The following is a 16,406-nucleotide window of genomic DNA, read 5'->3' as shown; positions in this document are numbered from 1 at the left end:
GAACCGGCGCGGCTCTGGTGGCCACCGCACTGGCGGCGCTCGCGGCCTGCACGGCGACGCTGATCTGGTTGTGGCCGAACGCCGACAACGCCTACGCGCTGCCGACGTCGTGGTTCGTCTGCTTCGTGATCGGTGCGGCCACCAGGCTCAAGCTGACCAGCGCGCCGAAGTGGGCGGTGCCGATCGCCCTCGCGGGAATCGTGGCGCTGTCCGTGGTTCCGTTGCGGGGCAGCGCGCTCACCTACCTCGTCGCGGGCCCCGCGATCGCGGCCTGCACGGCGGTGCTGCTGCTGGTCTGGTCGAAGTGGGAACAGGTCGCGACACCGGTCAAACCGCTGGTGGCGCTGGGAGTTCTCTCCTACGGCGCCTACCTGTGGAACTACCCGCTGACGCTGTGGCTGCGCCCGGAGCTGGGCGCCGCCGCCGGACCGACAGCGGCGGTCCTCACGGTTGTGGCGGCGGCGCTCAGCTGGCGTTACGTCGAGGAACCGGTCATGCGACGAGGAAGCCGTTCACCAGCGCGAGCCACGCCGGCTTGAGGTGCCAGCCGTCGGGCTCGTCCGGGTCGGCGTAGTAGATGCCGTGCGTGTCCGGGTTCGTGCCGCTGATGCGGTACGTCCACCACGCCCAGCCGATGGTGTTGTCCTCGAAGGCCTGCAGCACCGTGCGGGCCTTCGACTTCGCGTCCACGTCACCGCTCTCGATGCCGACCTGGTTGATCCACACCGGCACGGTGTGCGCGGCGCGGAAGTCGGTGATCTGCTTGATGCGGTTGAGCGGGTTGTCGAAGATGAAGTAGTTGCAGGTGTAGACGATCTTCGGGTCGACCGTCGTGTACGCGCCTTCGAGGTGTGCGCAGCTGTAGTTGTCGTTGGGCCCCACCACGATCGGCGTGCGCTTGTCGATCCCGCGGATCGCGAGCGTCATCTCGTCGTAGAACGCCCTCACCTGCGCGTCGCTCTGCCCGATCGGCTTCGGCTCCGGAAGGATTTCGAGCATCCCCATGTAGGGCGTGGTCTTGTAGCGCCGCACGAGGAACTGCCACACCTCCTTGAACTGCTGCTTCATCACGGGGTTCGTCCAGAAGTTGTCAGGACGCCCGCCCGCGCCCTGGCCGTAGTCCGAGTCGACGAACAGCGTGATCCACAGGTGCGCGTCGCTCGCCTGCTTGATCGTCTGGTCCAGCAGCGCGAGGTGGGCGGCGTCGATGTGACTGGGGTTGCCCGGATCGGGGTCGCGGCTGTCGACCCCGTCCTTCCAGTCGCCCCACCAGCGCAGCGGAATCCGCACCGAGTTGGCGCCCGCCGCCGCGTTGTCACCGGGGTCCTGCGGCTGGACCGTGCCCCACTGGCCCCAGTTGTACCCCCGCAGCACGATCGGGTTCCCCGCCGGATCCACGACGTTCGCCCCCGACACGGACAGACGTGCCGGTCCGGCCGCCGACGGTGCGTCCGCCGACGCCGCGGCGGTGCCCGCCAACAGCACCACCGCGGTCGTCAGACCGAAAACCACCCGTCTCAGCTTCATGTCCTACCCCTCTCAAGGAAACGTTCGGGGCAGTACGGTGCCGAACTCGGAACCGGGCGTGGTTCGGGTGATGTTCGGAGCACGTCAAGATCACTAGTTGCGATAGCGGAACAGAATCCTGCCGCGGTTCAGGTCGTATGGGTTGACCTCGACCAGGACCCGGTCGAACGGCAGGATCCTGATGTAGTTGCGCCGGATCTTGCCGCTGATGTGCGCGAGCACGTGGTGCCCGTTGGCCAGCTCCACCTTGAACTTCGCGTCACGAAGGCATTCCACGACGGTGCCCTCGACCTCGATTCCCGTCTTGGCCATCAGCGCAACACCAGTTCCAGGTTGCTGCCGACACGGCGCGCGCCGAACCCGTCGAACAACGCCACCGCGGCGGTGTTCGACTCGTTCAGCTCGGCCGACGCCACGGTGATGCCGCGCTCGTGCAGCGAACCCAGGGCGTGGCCGAGCAAAGCGCGCCCGACACCTCGACGCCGTGAGTCCGCGCGCACCGCGATCAAGCCGATGCGCGGCAGGCGATTCACGTGGGTCACGCGAATCAGCCCGGCATAGCGACCGTCCCGCACCGCCACTGAGTACAACGACGGGTCCACCACGCCGGGCCCCAGCAGTTCCGCGGGCATCTCCTGCCAGTCGACCTCGGCGCGGACCACGCGATCCAGCTCGGTCAGCGGTTCTTCCTCGGGCGCGATCACCGCGATGCCGGACGGCCGCGCCGCAGCGGTGGGCACCAAGCACTCCCATTCCCGGCGGCGGACCGAGAAACCCACGTCACGCCAGCGGGACGTCAGGTCGGCATCGGCTTCGTCGACCACCGTGTACAGCGGCCTCGGCAACTCCGGCAGCATCGTCGCGGCGAGGCGCTCGAACACGTCGTCACGCCACACGTCGATGCTCAGGAACGAACGACCGTCGGGCCGCGGCGAGACTTCTCCGCGACCGATCACCCGGTCGTCGCCGACTGCGTGCCAGCAGCGCTCCGAGACACGGGTCAAAACCAAAGAATCCAAAGCACTCATCCTCCGGGAAACCTCACCGAAGGTGCTCCGGGCGGACCCCTAGCCGCCCAACCGTGACGACCTGGGGAGCACCCACATCGAAACAGTGTTCATGGGTACTCACCTCCAAAGTCGAAGCCACGGCCGAGGAGCAAGGTAGAGACATCCGGCCGGCACGTCCACTGGATTAACCTCGGCAGCGTGCTGGACATCGCCGAAGTAGCCGAGAGGACGGGCCTGGCGCCGTCGGCTCTGCGGTTCTACGAGAAGAAGGGGCTGCTCACGCCGAGCGGCCGCAACGGCCTGCGCCGCACCTACGAACCCGAGGTGCTGCAGCGGCTGGAACTGATCAACTGCGCGCGCCGGGCGGGGTTCTCGATCGCGGAGATCAGCCGGTTCCTGGTCGCCACGCCCGGCGACACCGCGTTGCGCGCCAAGATGGCCGAGAAGGTCGCGGTGCTGAACGAGGACATCGCCCGGTTGCACCGCATGCGCGACAGCCTTGAGCATGCCTCGACCTGCACGCACGAGCCGTTGGTCGAGTGCCCGGACTTCAAGCGGAGGCTCACCCCATAGGCTGCCTATGTGCCGAGACGAGAACGGCCGCTGGGCCCGGAGGACAGCCCGCTGATCAGGTTCGCCGCGGATCTGCGTCTCCTGCGTCAGCGAGCGGGCAGCCCCACCTACCGCGAACTCAGCAAGCTCGCGCACTACGGCGTCACCACGCTGTCCGAGGCCGCGGCGGGACGTGAGCTCCCCACCCTGGCCGTCACACTCGCCTACGTCACGGCGTGCGGTGGTGACCCGGACGAGTGGCGCGCGAGGTGGGAAGAGCTCGCCAAGACAGCAGAGGACGACGCGAACCCGCCCTACGTGGGCCTCGCGCCGTTCCAGCCCGACGACGCGGATCTGTTCTTCGGCAGGGAGAAGCTCGTCGAGGAGCTGCTGTCGACCGTTCACAAGCGACAGTTCACCGGTGTGTTCGGCGCGTCCGGCGCGGGCAAGTCGTCACTCCTGCGAGCAGGCCTCATCCCGCACCTCGACAACGCCGTGCTGATCACGCCCGGCGAGCAGCTCCGAGACGCCGACGTCATCGTCGTGGACCAGTTCGAAGAGGTCTTCACCCTCTGCGAGGAGCCCGAGCGCACCACGTTCATCAGAGCGCTCACCGCACACACGGCCAAGATCGTGATCGGCGTCCGCGCCGACTTCTACGCCCACTGCGCGAAATACCCCGAACTCGTCGAGGCGCTCAAGGACGGCCAGGTCATGGTCGGCGCGATGACCACGGAGGAGCTGCACGCCGCGATCACCCGCCCGGCCACCAAGTCCGGCTTGATCGTCGAGACCGCGCTGATCACGAGGGTGATCGCCGATGCGAACGGACAGCCCGGCGCGCTCCCGCTCGTCTCGCACGCGATGCTGGAGACCTGGCGCAGGCGCCGGGGCACGAAGCTCACCCTCACCGGCTACGAAGAGGCCGGCGGCATCCACGACGCCATCGCGGTCAGCGCTGAGAACGCCTACACCGCCCTGAACCCGGCCCAGCAGCGCACCGCGAAGCAGATCTTCCTCAGGCTCACCGCGCTCGGCACGCAGACCGACGACACCAAGCGCCGCATCAGCCGCCGCGAGCTCGACGACGACGCGGAGAAGGTGCTGGAGGACCTCGCCAAAGCCCGCCTGCTCACCCTCGGCCGCGACGACGTCGAGATCACCCACGAGGCGTTGATCCGCTGCTGGCCGAGGCTCGAGGAGTGGCTGACCGAGGACCGCGACGGCCTGCGCGTCCATCGTGCGCTGACCGATGCCGCCCGCGAGTGGGACGAACACGACCCTAGTGGCCTCTACCTCGGCACGCGCCTCGAAACCGCCCTCGACTGGGCCGCGCGGAACGACGACGCCCTCACCGCCCGCGAACGCGCGTTCCTCAAAGCGGGCAGGGACACGCAGAACCGCCGCAGCCGTCGCATGCGCCAAGCCGTCGCTGTGCTGACTGTGCTGCTTCTCCTCACCACCACGGCCGTCGTCATCGCGATGCGCGCGCAACGGACAGCCGCCGACCAACGAGACCTCGCGCTCGTCCGGAAGGTGCTCGGCGACGCGGACGCTCTCCGCAACGCCAACCCCGCGCTGTCGTTGCAGCTCGGGCTGGCCGCGCACCGGCTCGCCCCGAGCACCGACACGCGCAACCACCTGCTCAGCTCGTTCGCCACCCCGTACGCGACGAGGCTCACCGGTCACTCCGATGCCGTGGCCGCGGCGGCGTTCAGCCCGGACGGCACGATGCTCGCCACCGGAGGCCACGACCACACGGTGCACATCTGGGCGATGGCCGAGCAGCCGTACGAGAAAGCCGTGATCACCGATCACACGGCGGCGGTCCGGGCGGTCGCGTTCAGCCAGAACGGCCTGCTCGCCACGGCGGGGGCGGACAAGACCGTGCGGCTGCGAAGGCTCCACGACCTCGACAAGGTCACCGTCCTGCCCCACCTGTTCCAGGTCGAATCAGTCGCGTTCAACAAGTACGGCAACACCATCGCCACCGGCGGCTACGACGGCAAAGTCCGGCTCTGGGACACCGAAACCGGAAGCTTGAAAGCCACCCTCGAAGGCCACACCGACGTCGTGGCGGCCGTCGCGTTCGGTCCTGACGACGTGCTCGCGACCGCGAGCTGGGACAACACGGTCAGACTCTGGCAGGACGGCAGGGAGACCGCGGTCCTGACCGGCCACACCGGGGACGCCGTGGCGCTGGCGTTCGGCCCGGACGGGATCATGGCCTCCGCCGACGCCGACCGCACCACGATCCTGTGGCGGGGCTCCACCAAGATCGCCACCCTCGACGCGGGCGCGGTGAACGCGCTGGCGTTCGGGCCCGACGGCACGCTGGTCACCGGCGGCGTGAACCGCGGCGTGCGGCTGTGGGACGTGCGCGGCAAACCGGCCGAGATCGCCGCGGTGCCCGGCCACACCGGCGACGTGCTGGGGCTCGCGTTCAGCCCCGACGGCCGCAAGCTCGTGACGACCAGCCGCGACCGGACCGTGCGCGTCGAGAACATGGCCGCGCTGTCGTTCTCCGGCCACACCGGGTTCGCTTACCAGGCGGTTTACTCGCCGGACGGCAAGCTGGTCACGACCGCGACCGGCAAGGAGACCACCACGATGGTGTGGGAGGTCGAGGGCATGGTGCGGGCGTCGGTGTTCCCCGGCCACCTCGGCAGCGTGAACGTCGTGGCGTTCAGCCCGGACAACCGCCTGCTCGCCACGGCCGGCGACGACCCCCGCATCCTCGTGTGGGACCTGGGCGACACGAGCCGCCCGCCGATCGAGCTGCCCGGTGGCGCCGCCGAGATCGACGCGATGGTCTTCGACGCGGACAGCCGCACGTTGCACAGCGTCGGCCGGGACCTCTCCTGGAAGCAATGGGACGTCGGCAGCGCCACGGTCAAGGCGTCCTACCCGGCGCCGGAAGGGGTCAGGGACGTCCTGTCGTTCAGCGAGGACGGCCTGCTCACCACCACGGGACCCGACGGCCGGATCTCGGTGTGGCGAACGGGTTTCCGCGACCGGGTCACGCTGCCGGTGGAGGCCGAGGCGCTGGCGTTCGGCCCGGACGGCCTGCTCGCGACCGCCGGACCCGACCTGACGCTGCGGCTGTGGAGCAGCGGCGGCACCGAGCTGGCGTCGTTCCGCGGGCACACCGAGAGCGTCAACGCGATGGCGTTCAGCCCCGACGGACGCACCCTCGCCACCGCCGGCGCGGACATGACCGTGCGGCTGTGGGACGTCGCCGATCGCCGCAGCCCGCGGCTGGACGCGACGCTCACCGGCCACACCAACACCGTCTGGTCGGTGGCGTTCCGGCCGGACGGCGGCCAGCTCGTGAGCGCGGGCATGGACCGGACGACCCGGCTCTGGACGATCGATCCGGACGTGGTGGCGAACCAGGTCTGCGCGCTCGCCCAGCCGCGGATCACCCGTGCGGAGTGGGACCGGTACCTGCCAGGGGTGGAGTTCCGGCCGCCCTGCCCATGAGCCGATGTTCACCATTTGTTGTTCAACGCGCTGACCTCGAACGTGATTAATTCCAGGCGGCTAGACAGGTCGCATGAGATGCGAAGAGGTGGGTCTGCCCAGGTCGAGCTAGCTCGGGCAGACGGGGGTGTTGTCGACGCCGGGGAGGTGGCGGTTCCAGTCCTGGGCCGTCAGGGATGGGGAGGCCGTGGCGCACACGCGGTGAGCGGCGTGTCCGGCATCGGTCTCCCACCGGCGGACCGTGCGGTCGCCGCCCGCGCTGAGGAGCGTTCCGTCAGGGGAGAACGCCAGCGCGTAGACCCGTTCGGCGTGGCCGGACAGGGTGGCGAGCGGGCCGGTGAGCTGCCAGAGCCGGACGTCGTGATCGGCACTCGCGCTGGCGAGCGTTCTGCCGTCGGGGGAGAACGCAACCGCGTGCACGGTGTCGGTGTGGCCGGTGAGCTCGGTGGGAGTGCCGGTGGCGAGGTCCCAGACGCGCACGGTGAAGTCGGTGCCGCCGGTGGCGAGTTTCGTGCCGTCCGGGCTGAACGCGACCGACTTCACCGCGTGGCCCTGGTTGGTCAGGTGGGTGACGACGGTGCGGCTCGTGACGTCCCAGATCCGGACGCTGAAGTCGCCCGAACCGCTGGCCAGGCGGCGGCTGTCCGGACTGAACGCGAGGGACTCGACCGAGTCGGCGTGGCCCTGGAGGGTGCCCAGTGACGTGCCTGTCCGCGCGTCCCACAGGACGATGGTGCGGTCGGTGCTGCCGGTGGCGATGAGCTTGCCGTCCGGGCTCACGGCCAGCGTGTTGACCGCGTCGGCGTGGCCTTCGAGAGCGGGGAGGGGCTCGCCGGTGATCTTCCAGCGGTGCACGTGGTGGTCGGCGCTGGCGGCGTACAGGGTCTGGCCGTCGGGGGAGAACCGGACGGTGTTCACGGCGTCCTGGGGGCCGCTGAACACGGCTTTGAGGCGGCCGTCCTGCCAGAGCTTGACCGTGCGGTCGTAGCTGCCGGTGGCGATCAACGAACCGCTGGTCGCCACTGAGTAGACCGAGTCGCTGTGTGCCTGGATGAGGTCGCCGGGCAGGTCCCACAGCCGGACCGTGTTGTCGTCGCTCGCGGTGGCCAGGTCGGTGCCGATGAACGCCGCCCCGACGACCGGCGCGGTGTGACCGGAGAGCACGAGCGGGTCGCCCTGGTCCCAGACGCGGACCGTGCGGTCGACGCTGGTGCTGGCGAGGCGGCCGTCGGGGCTGAACGCCAGGCCGCGCACGACGTCGGTGTGGCCGTTGAGGAGCCGGGGTTCGCCGCCGTCGGTGGGCCAGACCTGGATCGTCCGGTCGTTGCTGGTGGCGATCCGGCGGCCGTCGGGGCTGACCGCGACGGCGTTGACCGGTCCCTTGCCGGGCAGGTCGCGGTGGGTGCCGTCGAGGTTCCACAGGCGGGCGGTGCCGTCCCAGGCGCCGGCGACGAGCAGCGGGTCCTTCGGGCTGAACGCGAGCGAGATGATCTTGCCGGAGTTCTGGAACCCCGCGATTCCGCGTGGTTCGCGCGGGTTGGTCAGGTCCCACAGGCGGACGATCTTGTCGCCCGCGGTGGCCAGGATCTTGTCGTCGCTGCTGAACGCCACGGCGTTGACCTGGTCGGAGTGACTGATCACGGCGACGGGCTGGCCGGTGGTGGTGTCCCACAGACGCGCTGTGCGGTCCCATCCGGCCGTGGCGAGCATCGCGCCATCAGAGCTGAACGCGACGTTGGTGACGTTGTCGGTGTGCGTGGCGAGGGTGAAGGTCTCGCGCGGGTGGTGCGTGTCGCTGACGTCGACCAGCTGCACTATCCGGTCCTTGCCGGCGCTGGCGAGCAGCTTTCGTCGTGGTGAGTACGCGACGGCGTTGACGTGGTCGTGGTGGTAGGTCAGGCGCGTCGCGTAGGAGGGCGTGAACGAGCTGAGGAGCGCGCTGCGGGCGTCGGTCGTGGGGGAGAGCCGGTACGCGGCGAGTGCGAGCTGGGCGGCCAGCGCGGGGTCGGTGGCGCGGAGGCGTTTGACGTCCTGGGCGACCTTCTGCGAGATCGCGGTGTTGCGCTCCTTGGTCGCCTCGGAGGTGGCCTGAAGTGCGGCGATGCTGACGCCGGTGGTGGCGATCAGGAGCACGCCGAGCAGGGCTGCGAACAGCTGGAGTCTCCGGCGGCTCCGGCGGGCGGCCGCGAGCTCGGCGGACTCCGCGGTGAGGCTCGCGGTGAGGAACGCGCGTTCGCGGGCGCTCAGCGGGTGCGGTGGCTGGGTGAGCCACGAGCGGAACGAGGCGAGCCGGGCGCCGCGGATGAGCGCGCCGGGGTCGCGGTCGAGCGACTCCCAGACGGCGGCGGACTCGGCGAGATCGCGGTGGGCGCGCAGGCCGTCGCGGTCGGCGGCCAGCCACTCCTTGAGGCGCGGCCAGCAGCGGATCAACGCCTCGTGGGTGATCTCGATCTTGTCCTGGTCGACGGTCACGAGCCGGTGCGTGGTCAGGGCTTCGAGGACGAGCGCGGCCTCGGGTTCGTCGTCCAGCTCGGTGCGGCGGATGCGGCGTTTGGTGTCCTCGGTGTTGTCGCCGACCGCGGTGAGCCGGATGAACAGCTCCCGCACGACCTCCTGCTGGCGTTCGGTGAGGCTCGTGTAGACCGACTCTGCCGTCCGCGTCAGCGCGCCCTCGAATCCTCCGGCGGCGCGGAACCCTTGCAGCGTCAGGGTGTTGCCCTTGCGGCGGCGCCAGGTCTCCAGCAGGGCGTGGGAGAGCAACGGCAGCGCGCCCGCGTGCTCGGCGCAGTTCGCGACCAGCTCGGACACCAGCGCGGTCTCGACGGCGTGGCCGGTCGTGCGCGCGGGCTGGATGATCGCGGCTCTCAGCTCGTCGGTGGTCATCGGGCCGACGGTGAGCTGCGCGGTGCCCATGGCGTCGACCAGGACGGGGAAGTCGGTGCAGTGGCCGTAGAAGTCCGCTCGTACGCCCAGCACGACACGATGCCCGGTGATCTGCTCGACGAACCGCCTGCGGACTTCGCGGTCGTCGGTCAGCGTGAAGATCTCCTCGAACTGGTCGACCACGAGGACGTCAGTGCTCGCGGGGATCTCGTCGAGCGGGTTCGGGCCTGGTGTGAAGAGCAGGGCCGTGTCGCCCAGCCGCGGCATCAGACCGGCTCTGAGCAGTGACGACTTGCCCGCGCCGGACGCGCCGACCACCAGTACGACGCGGTGCTCGTCTACCTGCTTCTGCAACTGGGTGACGAGCGCGTCGCGGCCGAAGAACCGGTCGGCGTCCTCCTGCTGGAACGCGGCGAGGCCCGCATAAGGAGAAGCCGCGTCGGGTTCGGGCTGCGGTTCGGCGGCGGCAGTGGCGTACCAGCGGCGTTCCCACTCCTCCTCCGAGCCGCCGCACGCGCGCACGTACGCGAGCGTGACCTGCAGCGTCGGCAGCTTGCGCCCGCCGGCGGCCTGCGAGAGGGCCGCCTCCGAGTAGTGCGTCACGGAGCTCAGCTCGCGGTAGGTGGGCTTGCCCGCGCTCTCCCGCAACGACCTGAGCTCGCGCGCGAACGTGAGCACCGCCGAGTCGCCCGCGTCGAGTGGACGTTCCTTCCGTGGCATCCTCCGGAATCTAGTGACGAGCGGTCTCGCGCGGCTGACGTTCGCGTTTCACCCGCAGAAGTCGGTGATCGTCCTGGTGAGGATCTCGGTGAGGCGGTCGAGAGAAGCGAGGTCGACGTACTCGGTGGCCGCGTGCGCGCCCGCGCCGTCGACGCCGAAAAGGAGGCAGGGGATGCCGGCCTGGTCGAGCAGGGCGCAGTCGGTCCAGAACGGTTCCGCGCGGATGACCGGTGGTGCGCCGAGGTTCGCGATCAGGGTGCGGACGATGGCGGCGTCGTGATCGGCCTCGAACGGGTCCCTGGCCAGGGTTTTCGTGATTGTTGCCCGGAAGTCCGGGACGGTGGCGGTGAGGTGGTCGAGGATCTCGGTGAGTTCGGCCTCGACCTGTGCCGGGGTTTCGCCGGGGACGGTGCGGCGTTCTACGGTGATCTTGCAGCTCGACGGGTAGGTGGACGCCTCCTCGCCGCCGCTGATCAGCGACGCGTGGACGGTGCCCCTGCCGAGCACCGGGTGTTCGGTGGCGGGGCTGAGTTGTTCCAGTGCCACCAGGAAGTGGCCGGCTTTGGCGATGGCGTCGACGCCGAGCTCTGGCCGTGAGCCGTGGGCGGCCTTGCCTTCGATGGTGACGTCGAACCACACGAAACCCTTGTGCGCCAAGGTGACTTCGAGGTGGCTCGGTTCGGTGACGATGGCGGCGTCTGCGGTGAACCTGGTGAGGACTTCTTCGGTGCCTTTGCTGCCGTGCTCTTCGTCGGCCACGCACGCGACGATGACGTCACCTCGGAGCGGGCGTTCGGTGGCTTTGGTGGCGGCGACCATCATCGCCGCGACGCCGCCTTTCATGTCGAACGTGCCGCGGCCGAACATCTTGCCGTCCTTGATCTCCGGCATGAGGGCGTCGCCGTCGTAGCTCCCGGTGCCGACGGTGTCGATGTGCCCGTTGAGCATCAACGACCTGCCGCCACCGGTGCCCTTCCTGACCGCGACGAGGGACGGTCTGCCGGGGCGTTGCTCCAGGCGGTGGACCTCGAAGTCGTTGCGCTTGAACCATTCGGTGCAGAAGTCGGCGATCTCGGTCTCGCCGTTGCCGCCGGGGACGAGGTCCGGGTTCACCGAGTCGATGGCGATCAGCTCGGCCAGCAGGTCGCGTGGGTTCACGGGGATCCTTCGGTGCTGATGAGGACGACGGTGTTCAGGTCGGTGAACTCGTTGCGGGCGGCGCGGAGTCCGGCGAGTGGTGCTGCTCCGCACGGTCCGGAGTGGACGTTGTGGGCGTGCAGGTCTTTCATCGCTTGAGCGCATTCGGCGTCGGAGATCGACACGGCGGCGTCGAGACCGTTGAGCAGGAACGGCCAGGAGGTGCTCGACGGCGTGCCGCAGTTGAGTCCGGCCATGATCGTGTCGCCGGTGGGGATGGTCTTGAGCTCGCCCGCTTTCAGGCTTTCTAGGACGCAGGCGGCGGTGTCCGGTTCTACCGACATGAGCTTGGTGCGGGTGTCGCGGCTGCGGTAGTGGGTGATCACGGCCTGGGCGAACGAACCCACGCCGACCGGGATGACGACGAGGTCGGGTTCTTCGTCGAGCTGCTCGTCGATCTCCGCGCAAAGCGTGCCGTAGCCCTCGACGATCCAGGCCGGGATCTCCTCGTAACCGGGCCAGCCCATGTCCTGCACGAGGATTCCGTCGGCCTTCGCGGCCATGGCGACCGCGTCGTCGTAGCTGCCGTTGACGATCGTGACCTCGGCCTGCTCGGATCGAATCGCTTCGACGGCGTGCCTGGGAACGTTGTGCGGCACGAAGATGTGCGCTTTGTGGTTGAAGATCCGGGCCATGCGGGCGACCGCGCGGCCGTGGTTGCCGTCGGTGGCGCTGGTGAGGGTGACCTGTCCGATTTGGTCTTGGAGAACTCGGTGCACGGCCCAGGACGCGCCGAGAGCCTTGAAAGCGGGCAGGCCGAGCCGGGAGGATTCGTCCTTGACGAACAACCGGCCGATCCCGAGTTCCGTTGCCAGTGCGGGGACCTCGGTCAGCGGTGTGGGCGCGTAGTCGGGCAGGCGCGCGTGGAAGTCCCGGACGTGCGCTGGTGCGGGCGGGCACTTCCAGGCTTCTGGCCGCGAGAACTTCATGTGGACCAGCGTGCGGTGGCGCCGATCGTCGGTCCAGCGCATGTTTTCGATCTGTATCGGTGAGAAAATACGACGAGTCGTCCTGGAGGAGGTGCCGGTGACCGAGGAGGAGCTGATCGTCGAGTTCGCGCTGACCCGTCTCGACAACCCCGGACTCGACCTGGAGGAGGTCGCCGCGCTGGTGGTCCGCCGGGTGGGGCCCGAGCGCATGCTCGAGTTCGCCGGGCAGACCCTGGCGCACCGCGACGAGCTGCGGGGAGCGGTGTTCCCGGCAGCGGTCGAGTACGTGTTGCGGGTGGTCCTGACGTTGCGAGGCCCTCGGGACTAGCGTGCGCTGAACGTTTGTTCAATACTCTGAACATGCGTTCAGATCTGACCGCGCGTGCTCGCATCCGCGACGCCGCTCTGGCGCGCTTCGGTGCTGACGGGGTGGCGGGGACGTCGGTGCGGGCGGTGGCGGCCGATGCCGGGGTGTCGGCGGCGCTGGTGCTGCACCACTTCGGGTCGAAGGACGGGCTGCGGGAGGCGTGCGACTCGTACGTGCTGGACGGGTTCTCCGCGGAGGGTGATCTGGGGGAGGTCCTGTCGGCCGCCACGCCGATTCGTCGTTATCTGGCTCGTTCGCTGCTGGACGGCACTCCTGGTGCTTCCGCGTTGTTCGACTCGATCGTGTCGCGCACCGAGGCCTGGCTGGCCGGGGGAGAGGCTGAGGGGTGGGTGCGGCCTTCCGGTGATGCGCGCGCTCGGGCTGTGACTTATGTGTCGTGGCTGTTGGCGCCGTTGGTGTTGGGGCAGCAGGTCGGCCGGTTGCTCGGGGGTGATCCGGCCTCGGTGCCGGTGGCGGTGCGGGGTGCGGTGGCCGGGCTGGAGATGCTGACGCACGGGCTGTTCGCGGACGACCGGTTCCTGCAGGCGTACTCGGAGGTCCACAATGGACGTTGAGGGTGTGGCGCGGTTCTTCAGGATGGACGACGAGGCGTGGCGGCGGCACGCGAACCCGTGGAGCGTGTGGACGCGGTTCGCGGCGATTCCGGCGATGTTGCTCGCGATCTGGAGCCGGGCCTGGATCGGCTGGTGGTGTCTCGTTCCGGTCGGTCTGGTGGTCGTCTGGCTGATCGTGAACCCGCGGGCGTTTCCGCCGGTCTCCGAACCGCGCAGCTGGACCGAACGCGGGATCTACGGGGAGCGGCTGTGGCTGGAGAACCGGTCGCTGGTGCCGCCGGACCATCGTTCGGTGCTGCGGTTGCTCGTCGGGCTGGGCTCTCTCGGCTTCGCGTTGATCTTGTGGGGCATGATCGCCCTGGCGGTGTGGCCGACCGTGTCCGGGGCGGTGCTGGTCGTGGTCGCGCAGCTGTGGCGGATTGACCGGTTCGGGTGGCTCTACGAGCGTCTGAACAGGGCTTGAGCGTGACTGCACGGAATTGTCGGTGCCGCCCGGTACCGTCGGGCCCATGAGTGCTGGGGACCGGATCCAGGAGCTGTCCGCGCGGATCGTGGAGCTGCGCGACGCGTACTACCAGGGCGAGCCGCTGGTGGCCGACGCGGAGTACGACGCGGTGGAGGACGAGCTGCGCGCGTTGATCGCTGAGCACCCGTCGCTGGCGCCGGCGGACAACCCGTTGGACCACGTGGGCGCGCCGTCGGTGCTGCACGCGCCGGTGCGGCACTCGCGGCCGATGCTCTCGCTGGAGAAGGCGAACAAGCCCGAGCAGGTCGAGGCGTTCTTCGCCCGGTTCCCCGGTCAGCCGGTGGTCGTCATGCCGAAGCTCGACGGTCTGTCCTTGTCGCTCGTGTACGAGAACGGTCGCCTGGCGCGTGCCGTGACTCGTGGCGACGGCACGACGGGCGACGACGTGACGTTCCTGACGCGTGCGCTCTGTGACGGCGTGCCGGACAAGGTCGACGCGCCGGGCCGCGTCGAGGTGCGCGGCGAGTGCGTGATGCTGCGCTCGACGTTCGACACCTACAACGCGGCGCACCCGGACAAGCCGTTGATCAACCCGCGCAACGCGGCCGCGGGTACGTTGCGCGCCAAGGATCCGAAGGCCGTCGAGGGCCGCCGGATGCAGTTCTTCGCCTTCGACCTGACGACCGAGCCGGAGAGCGCCGACTCCGACCTCGACGCGGGTCTGCGCAAGCTCGGCTTCAGCGTGGCGGAGATGCGTCACTGCTCTTCCGCGGCTGAGGCGCAGTCGGTCATCGAGGGCATCGAAACGGCCCGCAACACGCTGGACTACGACCTGGACGGCGCCGTGCTGCGCCTGGCGAACCGCGACGCGTTCGCCGCCGCCGGCACCAGGTCTTCCTCGCCGCGTGGCGCCATCGCGTACAAGTTCGCCGCCGAGGAGAAGACGACGGTGCTGCTGGACGTCGTCTGGGACGTGGGCAAGACCGGCAAGATCGCTCCGGTCGCCTGGCTCGAACCGGTCTTCGTCGGCGGCACCACCGTCACCCGCGCCACGCTGGCCAACCAGGAGGTCATCCGCTCCCGCGGCATCAAGATCGGCGACACGGTCCTGGTCCGCCGCGCGGGCGACGTGATCCCGTTCGTGGCGGGCGTGCTGGACGCCTCGAAGCGCACCGGCTCCGAGCGCGAGATCGTCCCGCCCTCCTCCTGCCCGTCCTGCGCGCAGCCGCTGTCCGAACAGGGCAACAGCCGCGAACTGTTCTGCACCAACGCGGTCTGCCCGGCCCAGACCGTGCGCCGCCTGATCCACTGGTCGTCCCGAGCCGGCGCCGACATCGACGCCATCGGCCAGGTCTGGATCGAACGCCTCGCCGAAACCGGCGACCTGGTGAACCCGTCCGACTTCTACACGCTCACCAAGGAACGCCTGCTCGAGTTCGACCGCGTGGGCGAGGTCTCCGCGACCCGCATGATCGAGTCCATCGACCGCAGCCGCTCCGTGGGCCTGCGCCGCGCCCTCATCGGCCTCTCGATCCCGATGGCCTCCGAAGGCACCGCCGCTCGCCTGTGCCGAGCAGGCTTCGGGTCTTTGGAGGAGGTGGCCGACGCGGGCGTCGACAAGCTCGTGGCCGTCGAGGACATCGGCGCCAAGGTCGCCGAATCCCTGACCGCCCACCTGGCCCGCCTGCGCCCGGAGATCGAACGCCTCCGCGAACGCGGCGTCTCCCTCGACGTTCGCGAGGAGGACCTGCCACCCAAGGTGGTCGCCGGCGCCCCGCTGGACGGCAAGTCCGTCGTCATCACCGGCTCGCTCTCCGACCCGCGCTCCGGCGAGAAGGTGGCCCGCCCGACCTTCCAGAAGATGTGCGAACGAGCCGGCGCCACCGCCGCCTCCTCGGTGTCCGCCACCACCGACCTCCTCATCACCGGCGCCAACGTGGGCGCGGCCAAGCTGACGAAGGCCGAGAAGCTGGGCGTCGAAGTGGTCGACCAAGGCGAAATCTGGAAGGTGCTGATCGCCGCGGGCATCGCCTGACCGCGCCCGCCGCCCCTTGCCGCTGGCATCGCCTGACCCCGCACCTCGCGCTGCTCGCGGCCTTTGAGGCCACCCACGCGGGTGAATGGTGTCCCGATCCACGCGCGGCGGCCTCAAGTAGGTGTCCTGAAACCATGGTCAACCGCGCCGCGAGGTAAGGAAGCGCGCGAGCCACCCAGCCAACTACCACCGTGCCGCCCGGTCTTGGGAACGCCGCAGCCCAGCCAGCTGCACGATGCAGCTCGGTTCTTGGGCCGCCGTGTTCGGCCCGCTTGGCTCGACTTCACCGGAGTCCCGCCGGCTCCCAAGGGATTCGAGGCCCGGACCGGTGGGGGAGCCCGAGCGGTGGTGTCCCAGATGCAAGGCGCCCTCGGGGACACAGTCGAGGTGGCAGGCGGCCGTCGGGTCGCAGTTGAGGCAGCAGGCGGCCGTCGGGTCGCAGTTGAGGTAACAGGCGGCCGTCGGGTCGCAGTCGAGGCAGCAAGACGCCCTCAGGCCACCGTCGGGGGACAGGTGATGGCCTGAGGGCGAGTCGTGGGGTGGTCGGTGCGGCGGTCGCCTCTCGGCGGTGGGCACGACGCGGTACCAGCCGAACGGTCTTCCGCGAAGGCGATGTAGTTGAGGCCCGGGGGACCTGGACCGCACCGACCAACCTGTTCAAC

At 69.5% G+C, this 16,406-nt stretch carries 12 protein-coding genes and 1 pseudogene; 7 read left to right on the top strand and 6 right to left on the bottom strand.

Going from position 1 to position 16,406, the window contains the following annotated elements; all coding sequences use genetic code 11:
• Positions 1 to 539, top strand: a pseudogene (locus ABZX92_RS40185) (hypothetical protein); the annotation flags it as partial.
• Here ABZX92_RS40185 and ABZX92_RS40180 read toward each other — a convergent pair.
• The 3 genes from ABZX92_RS40180 to ABZX92_RS40170 all read right to left on the bottom strand — a co-directional run bounded on the left by ABZX92_RS40180 (position 493) and on the right by ABZX92_RS40170 (position 2,531).
• Entirely contained in the window at positions 493 to 1,527 is a 1,035-nt protein-coding gene (locus tag ABZX92_RS40180) for a cellulase family glycosylhydrolase (RefSeq protein ID WP_355570721.1), read from the bottom strand. The pseudogene ABZX92_RS40185 and the gene ABZX92_RS40180 sit on opposite strands and share 47 nt — an antisense overlap.
• Before the next feature lie 93 nt (positions 1,528 to 1,620).
• On the bottom strand, positions 1,621 to 1,839 hold the full coding sequence (gene infA / locus ABZX92_RS40175; protein ID WP_355570720.1) for a translation initiation factor IF-1: 219 nt from the start codon (positions 1,837 to 1,839) through the stop codon (positions 1,621 to 1,623).
• A complete protein-coding gene (locus ABZX92_RS40170; RefSeq protein WP_355570719.1) occupies positions 1,839 to 2,531 on the bottom strand; it encodes a GNAT family N-acetyltransferase in 693 nt (230 codons plus the stop codon). Before ABZX92_RS40170 ends, infA begins: the two co-directional genes overlap by 1 nt.
• 204 nt (positions 2,532 to 2,735) lie before the next feature.
• On the opposite strand from ABZX92_RS40170, the gene ABZX92_RS40165 reads away from it, so the two are divergent.
• Together ABZX92_RS40165 and ABZX92_RS40160 are read left to right on the top strand one after the other, a co-directional pair.
• Positions 2,736 to 3,110: a MerR family transcriptional regulator gene (locus ABZX92_RS40165; RefSeq protein WP_355570718.1), complete on the top strand. Its 375-nt coding sequence runs from the start codon at positions 2,736 to 2,738 to the stop codon at positions 3,108 to 3,110.
• 9 nt (positions 3,111 to 3,119) lie between these two features.
• Positions 3,120 to 6,572: a helix-turn-helix domain-containing protein gene (locus ABZX92_RS40160; protein WP_355570717.1), complete on the top strand. Its 3,453-nt coding sequence runs from the start codon at positions 3,120 to 3,122 to the stop codon at positions 6,570 to 6,572.
• 108 nt (positions 6,573 to 6,680) lie between these two features.
• On the opposite strand, the gene ABZX92_RS40155 is transcribed toward ABZX92_RS40160, so the two are convergent.
• Genes ABZX92_RS40155 through ABZX92_RS40145 form a run of 3 tightly spaced genes read right to left on the bottom strand, consistent with a single transcriptional unit; the run spans position 6,681 to position 12,343 of the window.
• Positions 6,681 to 10,175: a helix-turn-helix domain-containing protein gene (locus ABZX92_RS40155; RefSeq protein WP_355570716.1), complete on the bottom strand. Its 3,495-nt coding sequence runs from the start codon at positions 10,173 to 10,175 to the stop codon at positions 6,681 to 6,683.
• A gap of 48 nt (positions 10,176 to 10,223) precedes the next feature.
• On the bottom strand, positions 10,224 to 11,333 hold the full coding sequence (locus ABZX92_RS40150) for an ArgE/DapE family deacylase (protein ID WP_355570715.1): 1,110 nt from the start codon (positions 11,331 to 11,333) through the stop codon (positions 10,224 to 10,226).
• Positions 11,330 to 12,343, bottom strand: a complete 1,014-nt coding sequence (locus ABZX92_RS40145; RefSeq protein ID WP_355570714.1) for a pyridoxal-phosphate dependent enzyme — start codon at positions 12,341 to 12,343, stop codon at positions 11,330 to 11,332. Before ABZX92_RS40145 ends, ABZX92_RS40150 begins: the two co-directional genes overlap by 4 nt.
• Positions 12,344 to 12,398: 55 nt before the next feature.
• On the opposite strand from ABZX92_RS40145, the gene ABZX92_RS40140 reads away from it, so the two are divergent.
• Genes ABZX92_RS40140 through ligA form a run of 4 tightly spaced genes read left to right on the top strand, consistent with a single transcriptional unit; the run spans position 12,399 to position 15,744 of the window.
• Positions 12,399 to 12,629 carry a hypothetical protein gene (locus tag ABZX92_RS40140; RefSeq protein WP_045316190.1) on the top strand — a complete coding sequence of 77 codons (231 nt, stop codon included), beginning with the start codon at positions 12,399 to 12,401 and terminating at the stop codon, positions 12,627 to 12,629.
• Between the two features lie 32 nt (positions 12,630 to 12,661).
• Complete coding sequence (locus ABZX92_RS40135) at positions 12,662 to 13,243, top strand: TetR family transcriptional regulator (protein ID WP_355570713.1); 582 nt, start codon at positions 12,662 to 12,664, stop codon at positions 13,241 to 13,243.
• Complete coding sequence (locus ABZX92_RS40130; RefSeq protein ID WP_355570712.1) at positions 13,233 to 13,706, top strand: DUF6653 family protein; 474 nt, start codon at positions 13,233 to 13,235, stop codon at positions 13,704 to 13,706. Before ABZX92_RS40135 ends, ABZX92_RS40130 begins: the two co-directional genes overlap by 11 nt.
• Before the next feature lie 46 nt (positions 13,707 to 13,752).
• Positions 13,753 to 15,744 carry an NAD-dependent DNA ligase LigA gene (gene ligA / locus ABZX92_RS40125; protein WP_355570711.1) on the top strand — a complete coding sequence of 664 codons (1,992 nt, stop codon included), beginning with the start codon at positions 13,753 to 13,755 and terminating at the stop codon, positions 15,742 to 15,744.
• The last annotated feature ends 662 nt before the right edge of the window (positions 15,745 to 16,406 follow it).

Origin of the sequence: Lentzea sp. NPDC006480, from assembly GCF_040611995.1 — a bacterium.
Taxonomy (GTDB): domain Bacteria; phylum Actinomycetota; class Actinomycetes; order Mycobacteriales; family Pseudonocardiaceae; genus Lentzea.
The sequence above is the reverse complement of the archived record's forward strand: the minus strand, read 5'-3'. Positions and strand labels throughout refer to the sequence as shown.